The 20,194-nt window shown below is 68.3% G+C and carries 19 protein-coding genes; 8 read left to right on the top strand and 11 right to left on the bottom strand.

Annotated elements, in window-relative coordinates; all coding sequences use genetic code 11:
• Nucleotides 1–8: 8 nt before the first annotated feature.
• The 7 genes from RR928_RS02180 to RR928_RS02150 form a co-directional block, all read right to left on the bottom strand.
• Nucleotides 9–980 carry a ProQ/FINO family protein gene (locus RR928_RS02180; RefSeq protein ID WP_332536941.1) on the bottom strand — a complete coding sequence of 324 codons (972 nt, stop codon included), beginning with the start codon at nucleotides 978–980 and terminating at the stop codon, nucleotides 9–11.
• A 115-nt stretch (nucleotides 981–1,095) separates the two neighbouring features.
• Nucleotides 1,096–2,349 (bottom strand): glycolate oxidase subunit GlcF, encoded by a 1,254-nt coding sequence (gene glcF / locus RR928_RS02175; protein ID WP_332548172.1) that lies wholly within the window; start codon nucleotides 2,347–2,349, stop codon nucleotides 1,096–1,098.
• Nucleotides 2,350–2,374: 25 nt separating this feature from the next.
• On the bottom strand, nucleotides 2,375–3,490 hold the full coding sequence (glcE, locus tag RR928_RS02170) for a glycolate oxidase subunit GlcE (RefSeq protein WP_332537807.1): 1,116 nt from the start codon (nucleotides 3,488–3,490) through the stop codon (nucleotides 2,375–2,377).
• A gap of 226 nt (nucleotides 3,491–3,716) precedes the next feature.
• The gene (locus RR928_RS02165) at nucleotides 3,717–5,165 is read right to left on the bottom strand and encodes an ammonium transporter (RefSeq protein WP_332537806.1); all 1,449 of its coding nucleotides are present in this window, start codon (nucleotides 5,163–5,165) and stop codon (nucleotides 3,717–3,719) included.
• 32 nt (nucleotides 5,166–5,197) lie between these two features.
• Nucleotides 5,198–5,536 (bottom strand): P-II family nitrogen regulator, encoded by a 339-nt coding sequence (gene glnK, locus RR928_RS02160; protein WP_175505503.1) that lies wholly within the window; start codon nucleotides 5,534–5,536, stop codon nucleotides 5,198–5,200.
• Between the two features lie 43 nt (nucleotides 5,537–5,579).
• Entirely contained in the window at nucleotides 5,580–6,281 is a 702-nt protein-coding gene (locus RR928_RS02155) for a TorF family putative porin (protein ID WP_332537805.1), read from the bottom strand.
• 226 nt (nucleotides 6,282–6,507) lie between these two features.
• Nucleotides 6,508–7,257, bottom strand: coding sequence for an IclR family transcriptional regulator (locus RR928_RS02150; RefSeq protein WP_332537808.1), 750 nt, complete (start codon nucleotides 7,255–7,257; stop codon nucleotides 6,508–6,510).
• A gap of 204 nt (nucleotides 7,258–7,461) precedes the next feature.
• Between RR928_RS02150 and RR928_RS02145 the strand changes: the two genes are divergently transcribed.
• The 7 genes from RR928_RS02145 (at nucleotide 7,462) to RR928_RS02115 (ending at nucleotide 14,153) form a co-directional block, all read left to right on the top strand.
• The gene (locus tag RR928_RS02145) at nucleotides 7,462–8,466 is read left to right on the top strand and encodes a tripartite tricarboxylate transporter substrate binding protein (RefSeq protein ID WP_332537804.1); all 1,005 of its coding nucleotides are present in this window, start codon (nucleotides 7,462–7,464) and stop codon (nucleotides 8,464–8,466) included.
• A gap of 182 nt (nucleotides 8,467–8,648) precedes the next feature.
• A complete protein-coding gene (locus tag RR928_RS02140) occupies nucleotides 8,649–9,335 on the top strand; it encodes an RraA family protein (RefSeq protein WP_332537803.1) in 687 nt (228 codons plus the stop codon).
• A complete protein-coding gene (locus RR928_RS02135; RefSeq protein WP_332548169.1) occupies nucleotides 9,332–10,261 on the top strand; it encodes an NAD(P)-dependent oxidoreductase in 930 nt (309 codons plus the stop codon). Before RR928_RS02140 ends, RR928_RS02135 begins: the two co-directional genes overlap by 4 nt.
• A 68-nt stretch (nucleotides 10,262–10,329) precedes the next feature.
• Nucleotides 10,330–11,319: a Bug family tripartite tricarboxylate transporter substrate binding protein gene (locus tag RR928_RS02130; RefSeq protein WP_332548168.1), complete on the top strand. Its 990-nt coding sequence runs from the start codon at nucleotides 10,330–10,332 to the stop codon at nucleotides 11,317–11,319.
• 36 nt (nucleotides 11,320–11,355) lie between these two features.
• On the top strand, nucleotides 11,356–12,312 hold the full coding sequence (locus tag RR928_RS02125) for a tripartite tricarboxylate transporter substrate binding protein (protein ID WP_332548167.1): 957 nt from the start codon (nucleotides 11,356–11,358) through the stop codon (nucleotides 12,310–12,312).
• 2 nt (nucleotides 12,313–12,314) lie between these two features.
• Nucleotides 12,315–13,202 (top strand): amidohydrolase family protein, encoded by an 888-nt coding sequence (locus tag RR928_RS02120; RefSeq protein WP_332537799.1) that lies wholly within the window; start codon nucleotides 12,315–12,317, stop codon nucleotides 13,200–13,202.
• 27 nt (nucleotides 13,203–13,229) lie between these two features.
• On the top strand, nucleotides 13,230–14,153 hold the full coding sequence (locus RR928_RS02115; protein ID WP_332537798.1) for an SMP-30/gluconolactonase/LRE family protein: 924 nt from the start codon (nucleotides 13,230–13,232) through the stop codon (nucleotides 14,151–14,153).
• Here RR928_RS02115 and RR928_RS02110 read toward each other — a convergent pair.
• Nucleotides 14,150–14,554, bottom strand: coding sequence for a Rid family hydrolase (locus tag RR928_RS02110; protein WP_332681355.1), 405 nt, complete (start codon nucleotides 14,552–14,554; stop codon nucleotides 14,150–14,152). The genes RR928_RS02115 and RR928_RS02110 overlap by 4 nt on opposite strands.
• 121 nt (nucleotides 14,555–14,675) lie before the next feature.
• Between RR928_RS02110 and RR928_RS02105 the strand changes: the two genes are divergently transcribed.
• Nucleotides 14,676–15,602, top strand: a complete 927-nt coding sequence (locus RR928_RS02105) for a LysR family transcriptional regulator (protein WP_332681353.1) — start codon at nucleotides 14,676–14,678, stop codon at nucleotides 15,600–15,602.
• A 196-nt stretch (nucleotides 15,603–15,798) separates the two neighbouring features.
• Here RR928_RS02105 and RR928_RS02100 read toward each other — a convergent pair whose 3' ends face one another.
• From RR928_RS02100 to RR928_RS02090, 3 genes are all read right to left on the bottom strand, one after another.
• The gene (locus RR928_RS02100) at nucleotides 15,799–18,216 is read right to left on the bottom strand and encodes a TonB-dependent siderophore receptor (RefSeq protein ID WP_332681351.1); all 2,418 of its coding nucleotides are present in this window, start codon (nucleotides 18,214–18,216) and stop codon (nucleotides 15,799–15,801) included.
• A 170-nt stretch (nucleotides 18,217–18,386) separates the two neighbouring features.
• Nucleotides 18,387–19,400, bottom strand: a complete 1,014-nt coding sequence (locus tag RR928_RS02095) for a FecR family protein (RefSeq protein WP_332537794.1) — start codon at nucleotides 19,398–19,400, stop codon at nucleotides 18,387–18,389.
• Nucleotides 19,397–20,053: an RNA polymerase sigma factor gene (locus RR928_RS02090; protein ID WP_332537793.1), complete on the bottom strand. Its 657-nt coding sequence runs from the start codon at nucleotides 20,051–20,053 to the stop codon at nucleotides 19,397–19,399. Before RR928_RS02090 ends, RR928_RS02095 begins: the two co-directional genes overlap by 4 nt.
• Between the last annotated feature and the right edge of the window lie 141 nt (nucleotides 20,054–20,194).

Genomic DNA, 20,194 nt, shown 5'->3' with positions numbered 1-20,194 from the left:
GCCGCAGATCAGGCAGCGTCGGCCGCAGGTGCCTCGGCAGCAGCGGCTTCGGCTGCCGCGGCTTCGGCCGCCGCAGCATCGGCTGCCGCAGCAGTCTCCGCCACCAGCGCCTTGCGGCGGCGCGCGCGCTCGACGGTCTGGGCGACCGTGCGCGCGACCATGCCGTACATGTCGGCAAAGGCGGCGATGTCCTGGCCGCTGGCCTCGAAGGCGCGCAGCAGGGCTTCGTCCTTGGCCGCGCGCTCGGCGGCCTGCGCCAGCGCTTCATCGACCAGGGCGTTGGTTGCGTCGTCGCGCGTCTGCACGCGCTCGGCGTAGGCTTCACGGCTCAGGCCCGAGGCTTCGAATGCCTGGATGATGCGGTTGACCAGCTTGGGACGCAGGTCCTCGTTGGAACGCTGCTGGCGGCGGCGGAACACTTCGAGCAGCGCGTGGTGCACATGCTCGGGCGCCATGGCCTCGACGGCCTGGCCCTGCAGGTCATGGCGCGGCTGGCCCGCGGCCACGGCCGTGAGGTAGCGCGACGAACGCGTGTGGATGGACAGCGCGACCTTGAGACCATCGCGGTCGAAAGCTTCGGGCTGGGCATCCAGCAGGTCCTGGAAAATGCCGCGCTTCATGGGCTGGGGCGTTTCGCCGAACAGCTGGGGATAGAGCGTGGCCAGTTTCAGCAGCAGCGGATGCTGGCTGCGGGGCGCGCGCTCTTCCTGAGCGGGACGCTGCGCAGGGCGCTGGGCCGCACGGTCGGCTGCGGGCGCCTGCGCGCCGGCGTTGCCGCCACGGCCGCGGCCACCACGGCTACGGCCGCCGCGGCTGCGAGGAGGACGGGAAGAATCAGCGGCCGGGGCGCCGGCCGCCGGGGTGCCGGCCGCGGAAGCATCAGCGCCGGTGTCAGCCTGCGAGGCGGCGGCAACGGGGGCGTCCCCGGTGGCCGGGGTCGCAGCATTCTGTTCTTGTGGTTCAGACACGGGATCAGTCATGGCGTAGCGCAGCTCAGTGAAATAAAAGACAACCTCGCATCATGCCAGCATTGGCAATCGCCGCACAGTGGCGTTGTCTCTGCCGCGGCCGCAATGCGGCCCGCAGGCCACACAATCAATGCGCGGGAAGTGCTTCGTCCAGCACTTCGATCCAGTGGCGCACGGGCACTTCGGTGCCGCTTTGCAGATGGGTGATGCAGCCGATGTTGGCCGAGAGGATGGCCACGGGCGGCGCCTCGCCGCAGGCTTCGCCCAGCGCTCCGAGCTTGCGTTCGCGCAGCTGGCCGGAGATTTCGGACTGCAGCACCGAGTAGGTGCCGGCCGAGCCGCAGCACAGATGCGACTCGGTGCGCGCCACGCGCAGCTGGAAGCCCAGCTGCCCGAGGTAGGTTTCCACGCCGCCGCGCAGCTTCTGGCCGTGCTGCAGCGTGCAGGGCGGGTGGTAGGCCATCACGCCCGCGGGCGCTTCGATCCGGCCCTGCAGGCGCTGGGCCAGCTCGGGCAGCAGTTCGGGCAGCAGCTCGCTCAGGTCGCGCGTGAGCGCGCTGATGCGCGCGGCCTTGTCCGCATAGGCGGGATCGTCGCGCAATACATGGCCGTAATCCTTCACGGTCGCGCCGCAGCCCGAGGCATTCATCACGATGGCTTCGACCGCGCCGCTTTCGACCTGGGGCCACCAGGCGTCGATGTTGGCGCGCATCTGCACCTTTGCGCCGTCCTGGTCGTTGAGGTGGAACTTCACCGCGCCGCAGCAGCCGGCCTTGGGGGCAATCACCGTCTGGATGCCGGCCGCGTCGAGCACGCGCGCCGTTGCAAAGTTGATGCGCGGCAGCATCGCGGGCTGCACGCAGCCGGCCAGCAGCAGCACCTTGCGCGCATGCTCGCGCGTGGGCCAGGCACCGGCCGCCAGCGGCGCCGTGACCTTGGCCTGCAGTGCCTTGGGCAACAGCGGGCGCACGGCCTGGCCCAGCTTCATGGCCGGGCCGAACAGCGGCGAGGACAGGCCTTCCTTGAGCGCCCAGCGCGTGAGGCGTTCGCCCACGGGACGCTCGACCTGGGCATCGACCACCTTGCGGCCGATGTCGACGAGATGGCCATACTGCACGCCGCTGGGGCAGGTGCTTTCGCAGTTGCGGCAAGTCAGGCAGCGGTCCAGGTGCAGCTGCGTGGCGCGCGTCGGCGTCTGGCCTTCGAGCACCTGCTTGATCAGGTAGATGCGGCCGCGCGGGCCGTCGAGTTCATCGCCCAGCAATTGATAGGTCGGACAGGTCGCGGTGCAGAAGCCACAGTGCACGCATTTGCGCAGAATGGCTTCGGCCTCGGCGCCATCGGGCGTGCCGCGGTAGGCGGGGGCGAGTTGGGTTTGCATGGCTAATGTCTTCTGAAGACCTGGCTCAGGCGAGCGGCTGCAGCCGCCCGGGGTTGAAAATGCCGGCCGGATCAAAGGCCTGCTGCAGACGCGCCTGCAGCGCCGCGAGCGCGGGCTGCATGGGCGCTGGCGCGGCATGTGCCGCGGCCACGGGAGTGGCTTCGGCGTGGAACATCTGCGCCGTGCCGCCGGCCCGGGCCGCGAGCGCCTGCAGCGCGGGGCCGAGGCTGCGCGGCGCCTGCACCCAGCGCAGCGCGCCATGCCATTCGACCAGCGGGCCGATCGCCCCTTCGGGCAGCGCCAGCACGGGCGCCTGGGCCGGCACCGACAGGCGCCACAGCGCAAGCTCGGGCCGGGCCAGCCGGTCGTTGAACCAGGGCAGACGGTGGTCGCGGCACGCATCCCAATCCGCGGCCACCTGGGCATTGTCCTGGCGCTCGCCGCCCAGCGTCTGGCAGGCTGACTGCACCGCGGCCTGGGCGCCGCGCAGGCGCAGGAACAAAGTGCCCTTGCCCGCATCCTCGACCCAGCAGCTGGCGTTGAGCGGCAGCGGCTGACCGCCCCAGTTGTTGAGCCATTGCAGCGCCTGCGCCTGGCTGCACTCGAAGCGCAGTGTGGCCTCGCCCGGCGCCTGCGGCAGCACCTTGAGGCTGACTTCGGTGATCAGGCCCAACGTGCCCCAGGAGCCGGCCATCAGCCGCGAGACGTCATAGCCGGCGACGTTCTTCATCACCTGGCCGCCAAAGCGCAGCAGCTCGGCGCGGCCGTTGAGTATCTCCACGCCCAGCACATAGTCGCGCACCGCGCCCACGCTGGCGCGCGCCGGGCCGCTCAGGCCTGCGGCAACCATGCCGCCGACGGTCGCGCCCTGGGAGAAATGCGGCGGGTCGAACGCCAGGCATTGACCGTGGTCGGCGAGCAACGACTGCAGCTCGGCCAGCGAAGTGCCCGCACGCGCGGTCACGACCAGCTCGCTGGGCTCGTAGCTGACCACGCCCTGCAGTTCGCGGGTGTCGACGACCTCCCCGGTCAGCGCGCGCGCATGAAAGTCCTTGCTGCCGCCGCCGCGCAGGCGCAACGGGGTCTGGTCGGCAACGGCGGCGCGCACGCGCGCGGTGATCTGGCTGAGGGCTGAATCCATGCCGCCATCGTAGCGTCAGGGGCCGTGCAACGACCAGCGCGCCTGCGTGAATTTTTTGCACGCCCGTTGTGAACGTTGCACGCTGGCGCGCGGGCGGCAAAAAAAAAGCCCACCGGAGGGTGGGCCGAAGTTCCAGTGTCCGAGGAGAACCTGGTATTCGCAATGAGAGAGGTAGGACGGCCATGCCACCAGACATGGCCGTCTGTGCCGGGCCGCAGCCCGGGCTTTAGCGCACGTAGGCGGTTTCGCCGTGCGAGCTGATGTCCAGACCTTGGCGCTCTTCTTCTTCGCTGACCCGCAGGCCCACCAGAAGATCCGCCACCTTGTAGGACACGAAGGCCACGACACCGGACCAGACCAGGGTCACGAGCACGCTCTTGACCTGGACCCAGACCTGGTGGCCCATGGAGTAGTTCGCTGGCTCGATGCCGCCCAGGCTGGCTGCGCAGAACACGCCGGTCAGGATCGCACCGACGATGCCGCCGACACCGTGCACGCCGAACACGTCGAACGCATCGTCAGCACCCAGCATGCGCTTGAGACCACCGACGCCCCAGACGCACAGAGGGCCGACGATCAGGCCCATCACGATGGCGCCCATGGGACCGACGAAACCAGCGGCGGGAGTGATGGCCACCAGGCCGGCGACCGCACCCGAGATCGCACCCAGCATCGACGCCTTGCCCTTGTGCAGCGCTTCGGCAGCGAGCCACGACAGGGTGGCGGCGCCGGTGGCGACGATGGTGTTGACGAAGGCCAGACCGGCGATGCCGTTGGCGGCGCCTGCCGAGCCGGCGTTGAAGCCGAACCAGCCCACCCACAGCAAGGAGGCACCGACCATGCTCAGCGTCAGGCTGTGCGGGGCCATCGATTCCTTGCCGAAGCCCAGGCGCTTGCCCAGAACGTAGGCACCGACCAGACCGGCGATACCGGCGTTGATGTGCACCACGGTGCCGCCAGCGAAGTCCAGCGCGCCGTCAGCCGCCAGCAGACCACCGCCCCAGACCATGTGGGCCATGGGGATGTAGCTGAACGTGAACCACAGCACGGCGAAGATCAGCACGGCGGCGAACTTGATGCGCTCGGCGAACGAGCCGACGATCAGCGCCACGGTGATGGCCGCGAACGTGGCCTGGAAGGACACGAACACATATTCGGGAATGGTCTTGAGCGCGCTCGACAGCGTGTCGGCCGTGATGCCCTTGAGGAACAGCTTGTCGAAGCCGCCGAAGAACTTGCCTTCGCCGCCGAAAGCCAGCGTGTAGCCGTAGACCACCCACAGCACGGTGATCAGCGAGAAGATCACGAAGACCTGCATCAGCACCGACAGCATGTTCTTGGAGCGGCCCAGGCCGCCGTAGAACAGCGCCAGGCCGGGGATGATCATCAGGATCACGAGCACGGTCGAAGTCAGCATCCAGGCGGTATCGCCGGAGTTGAGCACGGGAGTTTCCTCGGCGGCAGCCGGGGCCGCCACCGCAGCGGCTTCCGGCGCAGCAGCCGCAGCCGGGGCAGCCGCAGCTTCGGGCGCGGGAGCCGCGGCAGCGGGTTCGGCAGCGGCGGTCACCGCGGGCGTGGCGACGCCCGGAGCCTCGGCAGCCGGAGTCTGCGCCAGGGCGACACCGCCCGACAGCAGGCTCAGGCCCAGGCAAAGGGAAGCAAGCAGTTTTTTCATGTCAATCTTTCTGATCGGTACGAACGCAGGCCTTAAAGGGCTTCCTGGCCGGTCTCGCCGGTACGGATGCGCACCACCTGCTCGAGGTGGGAGACAAAGATCTTGCCGTCGCCGATCTTGCCGGTGCGGGCTGCGGCTTCAATCGCTTCGAGCGCGCGGTCGACCATGTCGTCGGCGATCGCGGCTTCGATCTTCAGCTTGGGCAGAAAGTCGACCACGTATTCCGCGCCGCGGTACAGCTCAGTATGGCCTTTTTGCCGACCAAAGCCTTTGACTTCGGTCACGGTAATGCCCTGCACGCCGATGTCGGAAAGTGCTTCGCGCACTTCATCGAGCTTGAAGGGTTTGATGATGGCGGTCACCATTTTCATGATTCATTCCTCCGGGGGGAGGGCGCGCCGGGCGCCCTCGCGGTTACAGGGCCTTGGTCAGTGTGACAATAAAGCGGTTCTTGTTCACATCGCCAAAGAAGTTTTTCTTGTTGGCACCAACCAGTGCACCGCCGAGCGACAGGCCGTCGCCGAAGTCGTAGGCCGCGCCCACGCTGTAGTCGACATAGTTGGGCACGCCCTGGACGTCGCTGGCGAAGCGGGTGTAACCCACGGCCGCCTTGAACGTCACCTTGGGAGCGACTTCCTGGGCAAACGCCAGGTTGAAGTAGCCGGTGTTGCGCCCGCCTTCGAAGCCGAAGTACTTCTTCGACACGGTGTGCGAATACTTGGCGGTCAGCGGGCCGAAGCCGGCGCCCGCGTACAGCTCGGTCGTGTTGGCGACGCTGCCGCCCGAGTACACGTAGCTCAACGCACCCAGATCCCAGGCCACGCCGCCGGCTTCGAACTTGTAGCCGCCGTAGAAGTCGCTTTCAAGCGAGTTGCCCGGCACCCAGTCGACGCTGGAGTTCCAGTTGCCCACGTACCAGCCGGACTCGCCGAAGCTGTAGTCGAAGCCGCCTTGCAGCGCAGGCTTGACCGCCTTGGTGCGGCTGGCATCCTGGTCCTGCCCACGGAACTTGTAATTGCTGGTCAGGCTGACATTGGCGGTCAGCTGGGCGCTGGCCAACATGGGCAGAGCGGCGACAAAAGCAACACCGACGGTCTTCATCCAAGCACGGGACATGAGGCTCTCCAGTTGTAAAAATTTTCGACAAACGGTGAAAAGCATGAACTGTGCCAACCGGGCTTGATCTACGTCGCCACGGTGCATGGGCCGGCACGCGGCGCAGCCAGACCAGGTGGTCGCACCGTATTGGTGCAGAAACCGGGCGCCGCGCCATGGCGGGGATGCACCAAAATGGACGGCAAGGCCGCGCGGGGCCGCCCAGGCCCGCGGCGCGGCCACCCGCTCACGGGTGCCAGTGCGAAGTGCGCACCGCCGAGGTGCCCGTCGTGCCCGCAAGCGCATACGACAGCTGGTTCGCGGTCTTGAGCAGCATCTGCGCCATGGTTTCAAGCTTGGACTCGGGCAGGCGCGACGCGGGCCCGGAGATGCAGACCGAGCCGAACAGCCGCCAGTGCATGCCGAACACCGGCGCCGAGACCGTCGCCACGCCCTGCTCGCGCTCGCCTATGGAATGGTGGAAGCCGCGCTCGCGGATCTGCTCGTAGGGCTGGCCGGGCTCGCCCGAGAACGCCAGGATCACGCGCCCCGGCGAGCCCTTGTCGAGCGGCAGCTCCTCGCCCATGCGCACATGGTGGCGCAGCGCTTGCGGGCCTTCGACCCGCATGATGCAGATGCGCGCATTGCCTTCGCGCACATAGAACGCCGTGCTTTCGCCGCAGGCCAGCGTCAGCGCGCGCAACGCGGGTTCAAGCACGTTCTGCACGTCGAAGCCGGCCTTGTAGCGCGCGCCCAGCCAGCCCGCGGCCGGGCCCAGGCGCCAGTCGCCGTCTTCGCGCTGCACCATGTAGCCATGGTGGGCCAGCGTGCGCGCCAGCCGCAGCACCGTGGTCTTGTGCAGGTTGCAGCGGCGACTGAGTTCGGCCAGCGACAGATTGGACTCGCCCAGCGCATAGGCCTCGAGCAGCTGCAGCGCGCGCGAGACCGCGGTGACGAAACCGTTCGAAGCCGCGGGATCTTCCACCGCCGCAGCCATTTCCGGCGGAGTTTGCGGGGCCGGCGCGGTGGCGCGCGGCTGGCGCACGGCAGGCGCTTTCAGAGGGTTGGAATCAGGCTTCATGGTGCAATGCGTTTCATTGTACGAAACACCATTGTATGCCTTGAAACGTTTTTTTAAACTGCGTCCAACTACCGCGGCACCGCTGCGCTAGCCGGATAAATAAATCAACGGAGACAAGACATGACATCGACACCTCGCCTTCGCGCGCTGTTCGCGCCTCTTTGCGCCGCCACCCTGGGCCTGGCCGCCGCCGCCGTGCCTTTCGCCAGCGCGCAGGCGCAAGCCGCCTACCCCAGCAAGCCCATCCGCCTGATCGTGCCCTTCCCTCCGGGCGGCGGCACGGACATGATCGCGCGCACCGTCGCGCAAAAGCTCACCGACATGAACAAGTGGACGGTGGTGATCGACAACCGTCCCGGCGCGGGCGGCAACCTGGGCGTCGATGCCGCGGCCAAGGCCGCGCCCGATGGCTATACGCTGGTCATGGGCCAGACCAGCAACCTCGCGATCAACCCCGCGCTCTACGCCAAGCTGCCCTACAACCCGCTCAAGGACCTGACGCCCGTGGCGCTGGTCTCGTCCTCGCCCATCGTGATGGTCACGGCCGCCACCTCGCCCTACAAGACCATTGCCGATGTCGTCGCCGCGGCCAAGGCCAAGCCCGACGGCATCACGCTGGGCTACTCGGGCAACGGCACCGTGGCCCACCTCGCGGGCGAGCTGGCCCAGGATGCGGCCGGCATCAAGCTGCGCCATGTGCCCTACAAGGGCGCGGCCCAGGCGCTGACCGATGTGGTCAGCGGCAACATCGATCTCTACATGTCGGCGATTCCCACGCTGATCGGCCAGGTGCGCAACGGCAAGATGCACGCCGTCGCGGTCACCTCCAAGAAGCGTTCGACACAGCTGGCCCAGACGCCCACGCTGGCCGAGTCGGGCTACAAGGACTTCGAGGCCATCACCTGGTTCGGCGTGCTCGCGCCCGCAGGCACGCCGCCGGCCATCGTGCAGCAGCTCAACAAGGCGATCAACCAGGCGCTGGCCCAGGCCGATACCGCCGAGCGCCTGCGCTTCGAGGGCGGCGATGTGCTGGGCGGCTCGGTCGAGACCTTCCAGCAGCTGCTCAAGACGGAAATCCCGCGCTGGGCCAAGATCGTCAAGGACTCGGGCGCGGGCCTGGACTGATACCCCAGCGCCCGGTTCCGGGCGCTGCCGCGGCAACGGCCAGGGCGCCGTTTCCCGCCCCCCCCTGATTGACCACCGACCCAGGCGACGCGTGCCACCCGGCGCGCCCGCCCAAGGGATAGCCACGTCCGCAAAACCTGCCTGGCGCTTCCCGCATCTCTTCCTTTCCAACGGACCGCAGCATGAACCAACTTCCAGAAATCATCCGTGACATCGAACGCGTGGGCGCCGACGTCGTGCAAAAAGCCGCGAGCTTCCAGGCCGCGATCCTGGCCGATGTCGCCGGCCGCCGCGGCACCATGCACGGCCGCGTCGCGCCCGTGCACCAGGACATGAAAGTCGCGGGCCCGGCGTTCACCGTCGAAGTGCGCCCCGGCGACAACCTGATGATCCACGCCGCGATCGCGCTGGCCCAGCCCGGCGACGTGCTGGTCATCGACGGCAAGGGCGACCTCACGGCCGCGCTGATGGGCACGCTGATGCTCAGCGCCTGCAAGAAGCTGGGCCTGGCCGGCGTGATCGTCGACGCCGCGATCCGCGACAAGCTGGAAATCCTCGACCTCGACTTCCCGGTGTTCAGCGCGGGCTTCAACCCGGCTGGCCCGACCAAGTACGTGCCCGGCCGCATCAATCACCCCATCTCCGCCGGCGGCGCCAGCGTCCACCCCGGTGACCTGGTCGTGGGCGACGCCGACGGCGTGGTCGTGATCGAGCGCGCCAAGGCGCCGGCCATGCTGGCCCTGGCCGACAAGAAGGTGGCCGACGAAGCCGCGCGCATCGAGGCCATCGCGCGCGGCGACACCGCCTCCAAGTGGCTGCCCGCCGCGCTGCGCGCCGCCGGCGTGCTCAAGGACGGAGAGTCGCTGTGAGCACCATCCTCATCACCGGTGCCGATCTCGCACCGCAGGCGCAGGCACTGCTGGCCGGCCACGAGCTCGTCTATGCGGGCAAGACGCCCACCGAGGAAAGCCTGGTCGCGCTGTGCCGCGCGCATGACCCCGTGGCCATCATCGTGCGCTACGGCAAGATCGGCGCGGCCGTGATGGACGCCGCGCCTGCGCTCAAGGTGATCTCCAAGCACGGCAGCGGCACGGACACCATAGACAAGGTCGCGGCCCAGGCGCGCGGCATCGAAGTCGTCGCCGCCGTCGGCGCCAACGCCGCGGCCGTCGCCGAGCAGGCGCTGGCGCTGCTGCTGGCCTGCGCCAAGTCGGTGGTCGAACTCAATGCGCGCATGCATGGCGGCCACTGGGACAAGGCCACGCACAAGAGCCTGGAACTGGGCGGCCGCACCATTGGCTTGGTCGGCCTGGGCGCGATCGGCCTGCGCTTTGCGCGCATGGCCGATGCGCTGGGAATGCGCGTGCTCGGTTTCGACCCGTTTGCCAGGAACCTGCCCGACTACGTGCAGAGCGTGGACCTCGAAACCATCTGGCGCGAAGCCGACGCGATCTCGCTGCACTGCCCGCTCACCGACGACAACCGCGGCCTGCTCAACGCCGCCACGCTGGCGCAATGCAAGCGCGGCGTGATCGTGGTCAACACGGCGCGCGGCGGCCTGATCGATGAAGCCGCGCTGCTGGAAAGCGTGCGCTCGGGCCAGGTGCTGGCCGCGGGCCTGGACAGCTTTGCGGTGGAGCCCATGACCGCGGGCCATCCGTTCCAGCATGAGCCGAACTTCGTGCTGAGCCCGCACATCGGCGGCGTGACCAGCGATGCCTACGTCAACATGGGCGTGGGCGCGGCGAAGAACCTGCTGCAGGTGCTGGCGCGCGCCAGCGCGGCCGCGCACTGACGCCGCCTCCATCGCCGCGGGCGTGTGACGGGCCCGCGGCGCCGTCGGTTGAAACCAGGAGACAAGAAATGTTCAAGCAATACAAGACCCAGGCCTTCAAGGCGCTCAGCATCGCGGCGCTGGCCGCGCTGGGCCTGCCCGCGGTCGCCCAGGCCCAGGCCTTTCCCGCCAAGCCCGTCAAGCTGGTCGTGGGCTTTGCCGCCGGCGGCCCCACGGATGTCGTTGCACGCGCCTTCGCCGACCACGCCAGCCGCGCGCTGGGTCAGCCATTCCTGGTCGAAAACAAGCCCGGCGCCAACACCATTCTCGCGGCCCAGGCCGTCGCCAGCGCGCCCGCCGACGGCTATACGCTGCTGTTTGCCGCAACCAACCATTCGATGATTCCCGCGCTCTACAGCAGCCAGGTGAAGTTCGACGCCCAGCGCTCGTTCCGCCCCATCTGCACCGTCGCCACCAGCCCCACGGTGCTGGTCGTGGGCAAGTCGCTGCCGATCAAGACGCTGGGCCAGTACATCGACAAGGCGAAGAAGGAACCGGGCCGCCTCACGGCCGGCACCGCGGGCGCGGGCAGCTCGGGCCATTTCGCGACCGAAATCTTCGCGCGCGCCCAGCGCATAGACCTCAACCATGTGCCCTACAAGGGCGCGGCGCCCGTGATCACCGACCTGATGGGCGGGCAGATCGACAGCTCGTTCGCGACGCTGGGCTCGGTGCTGCCGCAGATCCGCAGCGACAAGCTGTCGGCGCTGGCCGTGGCTTCGCCCCAGCGCTCCACGCTGCTGCCCGATGTGCCGACATTTGCCGAAGCCGGCGGCGGCAATTATTCGGCCGACGCCTGGTATGGCGTGCTGGCGCCGGCCGGCATTCCCGCGCCGGTGGCGCAGACGCTCGAACGCGTGGCCACTGAATTCGCCAGTAGCGAAGCCGCGGTGCAGAAGCTGCGCAATCTCGGCCTGGACGCCGCATCGACCTGCGGCACGACTTTCGCCACGCAGGTCAGCCGCGAAGTCACGACCTATTCGCAGATCGCCAGGGATCTGAACCTGCAGACCAACTGACATCGCGCATCCCGCCCCTATCCGGAGACAAAAAACATGCATGCTTTCGCCAAGACCCTGATCGCCGCCTGCGCCCTCGCCGCCGCCACCGTGCACGCGGCCTTTCCCGACCGTCCCATCACCATCGTCGTGCCTTATGCACCCGGCGGCGCGGCCGACGCGGTCGCGCGCCTGCTGGCATCGCACATGGGAACCAAGCTGGGCACCAGCGTGATCGTCGAGAACCGCGCGGGCGCGAGCGGCACGATTGGCGCAAGCTACGTGGCCAAGGTGCAGGCCGACGGCTACACCATGCTCTACGACGCGACCCCCTATTCGATCAATCCGCATCTTTTCCCCAAGATGCCTTATGCCGCGAATGCGCTGCAGCCGCTGTCGCTGGTGCTGCTCGCGCCCAACGTGATGATCGTGCCCGCCAACTCGCCGTTCAAGAACGTGGGCGATCTGATTGCCAAGGCCAAGGCCCAGCCGGGCAAGATCAACTTCGCATCGGGCGGCAGCGGCACGGTGCAGCGTCTGGCGTCGGAACTTTTCCGCCAGCAGCTCAAGCTCGACATGGTGCATGTGCCCTACAAGAGCGGCGGCCCGGCAATTGCCGACGTGATCGGCGGCCAGGTCGACTTCATGTTCAGCACCGTTGCCGCGTCGCAGTCACTGGTGACAGGTGGCAAGCTGCGCGCGCTCGCGGTCTCGTCGCCCGAGCGCAGCAAGCGCCTGCCCGATGTCCCCACAGTGGCTGAAACCGTGATTCCCGGCTATGAAGTCTACGAATGGAACGGCATGTTCCTGCCTGCGGGCACGCCCGCGGCCATCGCCGGCAAGCTGCAGCAGACGCTGGTCGAAGTGCTCAAGGAAGACGTGGTCAAGCAGCGTCTCGACGAGCTGGGCGCGAAGCCCGTGGGTTCCACCCCGGCGGAGTTCGCCACCTTCCTCGGCAAGGAAGATGCCAAGTGGGGCGAAGTCGTGCGCAAGGGCGACATCAAGCAGGACTGAAAATGGCCTTGCCCGAGTTGCTCCAACCCGTGCCGCATTCGGCGGGCATCAACCGCCCCGCGCGCCCGCTGCCCGCGCAGGCCTGCGATGCCCACATGCATATCTTCGCGCCCGCGTTCGCGCCTTCGGCGCACTGGAAGCGCACGCCGCCCGTGGCGCGCGTCGATGACTATCGCCAGCTGCAGCAGCGGCTGGGCACGTCACGTACCGTGGTGGTCACGCCGTCGACCTACGGCACCGACAACGCCTGCACGCTGGACGCGCTGCGCGAACTCGGCGACGGCGCGCGCGGCGTGGCCGTGGTGGACCAGGACGTGAGCGACGCGCAACTGGCCAGCCTCGACGCCCAGCGCGTGCGCGGCCTGCGCGTGAACTTCGTCTCGCCCCAGTCCTGGGGCACGACCACGCAGCAGATGCTGGTCACGCTGGCGCACAAGCTCGCGGGATCGGCCTGGCATCTCCAGCTGTTCGCCCACCCCGACCAGATCGTCGCGCTTGCGCCCGTGCTGCAGGCCTTGCCCGTGCCGCTGGTGATAGACCACATGGGACGCATCGACCCGGCCGAGGGGGCGTCGGCGCCGGCCTATCGCGTGCTGCGCGCACTGCTCGACGGCGGCCACACCTGGGTCAAGCTCTCGGGCGCGTACATGCGTTCGGCCGTGCACGGCCCGACCTATGCCGACACGCTGCCGCTGGGCCGCGCGCTGGTCCAGGCCGCGCCCGAACGCCTGGTCTGGGGCAGCGACTGGCCACACACCACCGAAGTCCCGGGCACGGTCAACGACGCCGATCTCGTCGATCTGCTCCAGCATTGGACCGGCTCCGATGCCGCCATGGACCGTATCCTTGTGGACAACCCCGCGCGGCTCTATGGCTTCGATGCCGCCTGACCCTTACTTGCCAAGAAAGTGCATCTCATGTTCCTGCTGCAATCCCCCCAGGTCCGAGAACTGGAGACGTTCACGGCCATGCCGGAGTCCTTCCGCCGGCGCGAGCGCAGCGCCTGGGCCGACGCCAACCGCGGCGGCGCGGTCACCGATTCGTTTCTCGAAGGCCCGGTGTTCGACGCCGCCGGCAACCTCTATGTGAGCGACATTCCCTGGGGCCGTATCTTGCGCATAGACGCGCAAGGCGAATGGAGCCTGGTGGCCGAGTACGACGGCGAACCCAACGGCATGAAGTTCCTCGATGCCGATACGCTGCTGATCACCGACTACAAGAACGGGCTGATGCGCCTCGATGTCGCCAGCGGCGAGGTCACGCCCTTTCTCGAGCGCCGCAACAGCGAGCGCTTCAAGGGCGTCAACGACCTGGTCTTCGACGCCGAAGGAAATCTGTATTTCACCGACCAGGGCCAGAGCGGTCTGCACGACCCCAGCGGCCGGCTCTACCGGCTGCGCCCGAACGGCCAGCTCGATCTGCTGCTGAACAATGTGCCCAGCCCCAACGGCGTCGCGCTGTCGCCCGACGGCCGCGTGCTGTACCTCGCGGTGACGCGCGGCAACTGCGTCTGGCGCGTGCCGCTGCTGCCCGACGGCAGCGTCGCCAAGGTCAGCCAGTTCTTCACCTCGTACGGTCCCAGCGGCCCCGATGGCCTGGCCGTCGATGCCGAAGGCAAGCTGCTGATCGCCAACCCCGGCCTGGGCTATGTCTGGGTACTCAACTCACGCGCCGAACCGGTCGAAGTGCTGCGCGGGGTGGCCGGCAGTTCAACCACCAATCTGGCGTTCGGCGGCGCGGACCGGCGCACGCTTTATGTGACCGATTCCACGCACGGCCGCATCCTGCGCGCCACGCTGGCGACGCCGGGGCTGGCGCTGCATGCGGGCCGCGCCAGCTAGACCGCCGCGGCCTCGGGCAGCTTGGCGATCACCTTGATCTCGAACTGGAAGCCGTAGAGCCAGGTCACGCCCACGCCGGTGAGCGTGGGGTGAGGCGCCTGGCCCCAGAACTCGGGAACGATCTTCCAGATGGTCTCGAAATGGGCTTCGGGGTCGACGACGAACACCGTGACATCGACCACATCGTCAAACGTGCAGCCGGCCGCGCCCAGCACCGCATTGAGGTTGGCAAACGCGCGCCGCACCTGGGCCTCGAGTCCGGGTTCGGGCGAGCCGTCCTCGCGGCTGCCGACCTGGCCCGAGACGAACAGCATGCCGTTGGCGCGCACCGCGGGCGAATAGCGGTTGCGTTCATAGAGCGCCTGGCGGCCCGGCGGGAAGACCACATCGCGTTGCGTCATGGGGTTCTTTCTTCAGTGGATATGCGCCCACTTTAGGGGCCGCGTCCGCGTCGATAAACCAGCAAGTCTGTGCATCACTGTTTGTAAAATCCAAACAATCATCACGGAATCTGGAGTACGAATGGACCGCTTTGACGCCATGCAGGCGTTTGCCCGGGTGGTGGAAACCGGCAGTTTCACCAAGGCCGCAATGACGCTGCACATGAGCAAGACCAGCGTCACGCAGCTGGTGCAGCAGCTTGAAGCCCGGCTGCGCGTGAAGCTGCTGCATCGCACCACGCGCAAGGTCAACGTCACGGCCGACGGCGCCGCGTATTACGAGCGCGTGCGGCGCGTGCTGGCCGATGTCGACGACGCCGAGACCAGCCTGTCGGGCGGCGCGCAATCGCCGCGCGGCCGGCTGCGCGTCGATGTGCCCAGCCCGCTGGCGCGGCTGATCCTGGTGCCGGCCCTGCCCGACTTCCATGCGCGCCACCCCGAGATCCAGCTCGACCTGGGCGTCAGCGACCGCATGGTCGACATCATTGGCGAGAACGTCGACTGCGTGCTGCGCGGCGGCGCGCTCACCGACCAGTCGCTGATCCAGCGCCATGTCGCCGACCTGCCGCTGGGCGTCTACGCCGCGCCGCGCTATCTCGCGCTGGCCGGCGTGCCCGCCCACCCGCGCGAGCTCGAAGGCACGCACCAGCGCATCGTCGGCTTTCACTGGGCGCGCCACGGCAGGGCCGCGTCCTATGCCATGCAGCGCGGCGACGAACGCCTTGAAGTGCGCGGGCGCCACGCATTGTCGGTGGACGACGGCAACGCCTATATCGCCGCCGGCGTGGCCGGCATGGGCGTGCTGTGGCTACCCGAATACATGGCCAGGGCCCACAGGGACAGCGGCGAACTCGTGCCGCTGTTCGAGGACTGGCAGATGGCGCCCATGCCGCTCTATCTGGCCTATGCGCCGCAGCGCCATGTGAGCGCCAAGCTGCGCGCGTTCATCACCTGGGTCACGGCGCTGCTGGAGCGGCATGCGCCGGTCATGCGCCGCCCTGTCGGCTAGAGCGGTTTTGTCCTGACCATTACGCCCTGAAACGCCCTTCGACAGGCTCAGGGCGAACGGTGGGGGTGGGCAGCGCACCACATGAAAACCGTTCGTCCTGAGCCTGTCGAAGGATGGACGGCCTGTGCTCCATCTCAGAGCGCTGCACTCACCTCCACAAAAAACGCTTACTGGAAACGCTCTTCGCCCGGGCCGGTCAGAAGCGGTATTTCATCGACACCATGAAGTTGCGCGGCGGGCCATAAAGCCCGCGCGTATCCGACACGCCCGAGAGGTAGCGCTTGTCGAAGGCGTTGTTGAGATGCGCCGCCACCGACAGCTGCTTGCTGACCTCATAGCGCGCCATCAGATTGAGCAGCGCATAGCCTTGCTGGGTATAGGTGGCCAGCGGGTCGCCGGTCTTGCTTTCCCAATGCACGCCGCCGCCCAGCGTCAGCCGGTTCCAGTCGCCGGGCAGGCGGTAGGTCGTGGACAGCTTGAAGGTGTGCAGCGGAATGCGCGTCATCAGCCGCTGGCCGTCCTTGTCGCGCGTCTTGCTGTAGGTGTAGCCGGTGGCCATCTGCCAGCCGCGAGCGATCTCGCCGGCCAGTTCGACTTCCACGCCCTGCGTGATGGTGTCGTCTATCGCGGTATAGGTGCGCGTTGCCGCGTCCCACACCGGGAACGTGTCCTGCTGGGTGCGGAACAGCGACAGGCTGGAGTTCAGCGCGCCCTCGTAGAAGCTGCCCTTGAGGCCGACTTCGTAGCTGATGCCCTCTTCGGGCGCCAGCCGGTCGCCGTTGAGGTCGATCACATAGTCGGGCTGGGGATTGAAGATCTTGGTGTAGCTGGAGTAGAGCGAATAGGTGTCGTTGAGCGCATGCACCAGGCCCACATAGGGAACGAAGATGCCGTCTTCGCGCAGGCGCACCGCAGTCACATTGCCGCTGGCGTAGCTCAGCGAGTCACGTTCCTGCTTCCAGTTGGTGAAGCGGCTGCCCAGCAGCAGGCTGGTGGCATCGCTCAGTTGCAGCCGCGAATTGAGGTAGGCGCTGTACTGGTGTTCCTGAGACGTGGAGCGACCGGTCGAGGCGGATGTAGGTTTGGCGACCTCGTTGGTCCAGTTGAAGATGTCGTTGATGGCCTGGCGCGGCGACGCATAGCCCGGACTTTCCTGCTCGAGGCGCGACAGCGTGACGCCGCCGATCAGCTCATGGCGCCGCCCGAACAGCGTGAACGGGCCCGTGGCATAGGCATCCAGGCTGGTCTGCTCGACGGCGCTGGCCCAGTGGATCATCTGCGTGCTGCCGCCCAGGCCGGTCGCCTGATTCACCGCATTGACGGGCGAAGCCATGAACGACTCATAGCTGTAGCGGCCATGGGTCAGCTCGGCCTTGGCGCTCCAGCCCGAATCGAATCGGTGCTCGACCGAGCCAAAGACGTTGTCGACCTTGTGATCGTAAAAGGCCCAGTCCGGCGACGCGCCGTTCGCCAGCGACGCGCCCGTGGGCTGGCCGTTGGTGTAGACCTCCCAGAACGCGCGTATGGGGGAGTTGGTGTTGCGCGTGATGTGGCTCAAGCCCGCGGTCAGCAGCGTGCGCGGGCCCAGATCGACCTCGGCGATGCCGTACAGCGTGGCGTAGTCCTGCTGGTAGTTGTCCACCCAGGCGCCGTCGCGCTTGTAGTCGGCCACCAGACGCGCGCGCACCGAAGCGTCTTCGTTGAGCGGGCGCGAGATATCCACGCCGGCGCCACGGCGCGACCAGGAACCGGCATCGGCGCTGATCTGGGTCTGCGCTTCCTTGGTCGGCCGCTTGCGGATCATGTTGATCGTGGCGGCGGGCGTGCCCACGCCGCTCATGATGCCGGTGGCGCCCTTGACGACTTCCACGCGGTCGTAGATCGCCGTGCTCTGCAGGTAGTTGCTCATCGCCGCGGCGGTGGGCACGCCGTCGACCTGGAAGTTGGTGATGCTCGAGCCACGGGCCCACATCTGCGGGCTGTCCGAGCCCAGGCTGAAGGGCTTCATCGTGATGCCCACGGCGGATTCCAGCACATCGCCGAGGCTGTAGAGCCGCTGGTCGTCCATGCGCTGGCGCGTGATCACCGTGACCGACTGCGGCGTCTCCTGCGGCGTGAGGTTCAGCCGCGTCGAGCTGCTGGTCGAAAAGGTGGTGTACGAGCCCGTGCCCTCGGTGGTCGAGCCCGGGGCCTTGCCCGAGACCGACACCACGGCCAGCGCATGCTCGGCCGACGCCGATGGCTCCTTGGGAACGGCCCTGAGCGTGAACGCTCCGGGTTCCGAATCGATGACTTGCACGTCGGTTCCCGCGAGCAGGCGATCGAGCGCCTGGCGCGGCGTCTGGCGGCCCTGCACGGCAGGCGCCGAACGGCCGGCCACGACCTGCTGGTCGAACAGCACCTGATGCCTGGCCTGCTGCGAGAACGCGCGCAAGGCGCCCGCCAGCGGTTGGGCGGGAATGTCGAATGCCAGCGCCTGCTGCGCCTGCGCGGGCGCCGCCATCAGTGCCAGCGCGGCGGCGACGACTAGCGCCGTGCCCGCGGGCTGCCAGGCCCGGATGTTGCGCTGCAATGCCGCGCCCGCGAAGGCGCCCCTCAACTGTCTTGTTTTCATTTGCTGTCCTGCGGATCTGCGTTGGTTTTTCAGGCTGTGGCTGATCTGCACGCAGGCAGGTACTGGCTGGCAACCGGAGGGCGCGAAAAATTCAGGCCCTTGCAGAGATAAACGGCGGGCGCGCGCAAAGTGGGAACGTGGTGCGCGAAATTTTTTCGCGGCCTGGCGCGTCAACGCGCGCTGATGCGCCAGCCGTCAACGCCCAGGTCCTGCACGCGCACCGGCAGCAGCATGGGCAGCGAGCGCAGAAAACCCGCGGGCGCCTCGGTGATGGCCAGGCCCGAGACCGGCAGAGCGGCGAGTTTTGCGCCCTCCACGCGCACCGGCCTGCCCAGGTAGCGTGCCAGTTCCGCGGCGACTTCGGCCAGCGGCGTCTGCGCGAACACCAACTGGCCATGGCGCCAGTCGCCCACGGAGTCTGCCGCGACCGGCACGGCGGTGTGCCGGCCCGAAGCCGCATCGACGCTCACGCCCGCCCCCGCGCCCAGCAGCAGCACGGGCGCGTCGGCGCGGCGGCGATCGGGGCGCACCTCGACCCGGCCTTCGAGCACCTTGACGACGAATTGCGGCGGCCCGGAACGCAGGTTGAACGCCGTGCCCACGACGCGCACCTGGCTGGTGCCGCTGTCGACGCTGAACGGCTGCTGCGCATCGGGCGCGACCTGGAAGAATGCTTCGCCGCCCGCGAGCTCGGCATTGCGCCGGCGCGGGTAGTAGCGCACCTTCAGGCGGCTGTCGAAGTTGAGCGTGACGCGCGTGCCGTCGGGCAGGGCGACGGCGCGCATTTCGCCCGGCCCGGTCGCCACGTCGAGGGTGTAGCTGGGGTGGTGGTCCCACCAGTACCAGCCGCCACCCACGAGCAGCAGCGCGCTGAGCAGGGCCGGCGCCCAGGCCTTGCGCCAGCGGCGGGCTGTCACCTGGGCCGGGCGGCCCTGCGCGGCTGCAGGCGCGGCCGGGCGTCGGCCCGCGGCAGGCGCGGCATCGGACGCCAGCCGCGGGCGCCGGACCTGTTGCAGATCCAGCGCGGTCACGGCCAGGCCGTCGTAGATGGCGCGGTTGCTGGCATCGGCCAGCCAGGCATCGAGTTCGCGCTCGTCGGCCCCGGTCCAGCCCGCAGCGCCGCGCCGCACGAAGAAGTCCGCGGCCCGCTGGTGGCGCAGCGCCAGTTCAGGGGTCAGTGTCATGGGCGGTCATCGGCGTCGGCCGCTTCGCTGGAGGGATCGTTTTCGGGCAGCGCGGCCCGCGCCATCAGTGCCTGGGCGATCTTCATTTCTTCGGGGCTGCGGTACTGCACGCGCAACTGGCAATACGCCAGGGCCAGGGTCACATGATTGTGGACCATGCGGCGCGAGATGCCCATGCGCTGCGCGACTTCGGTCTGTGTCAGGCCGTCGATGCTGTGCAGCACGAAGGCCTCGCGCCGGCGCTCGGGCAGCTCGGCCAGCGCCTGCTCGAGACGCTGCAGGCGCTGGCGCTGATCGAGACGGCGCAGCGGATCCGCTGCCGCGTCGGCCGCGACCTGTGCGGCCAGGTCCGCGTGTTCGTCCAGCGATACCGCTTCGACCTGTTCGCGCCGTGTGGATCTCTGCCAGGCGTCATTCGCGACATTGCGCGCCACGACGCGCAGGTAGGCCTCCTGCTGGTCCGCGGGCAGCGCCTTGCCGGCCGCCGCATAGCGTGCAAAGACATCCTGCAGCGCATCTTCGGCGTCCTCCTTGCGGTGCAGGCGCCGCCCCAGCAGGCGCTGCAGCGGCTGGCGCCAGCGCGCATAGGTGCGCGCCAGCAGGGAGCGCAGCGGGTCGTCCTCTGCGGCATCTTCGGGCGCGCGCGGATTCAAGGCGCGCCTCTCCCGGTGCGCCCAGCGGCGCCTGGTGCACGCAGATCGGCATACAGATGGCAGGAAGACAGCATGAAACGCAGGAAGTTCGCCAGCGCCCCGGAGGGCCGGCAACACGGCGGACCGGGCGCGCAGATTGCC

Origin of the sequence: Comamonas sp. (assembly GCF_036666375.1) — a bacterium.
GTDB lineage: Bacteria > Pseudomonadota > Gammaproteobacteria > Burkholderiales > Burkholderiaceae_C > Comamonas.
The sequence above is the reverse complement of the archived record's forward strand: the minus strand, read 5'-3'. Positions and strand labels throughout refer to the sequence as shown.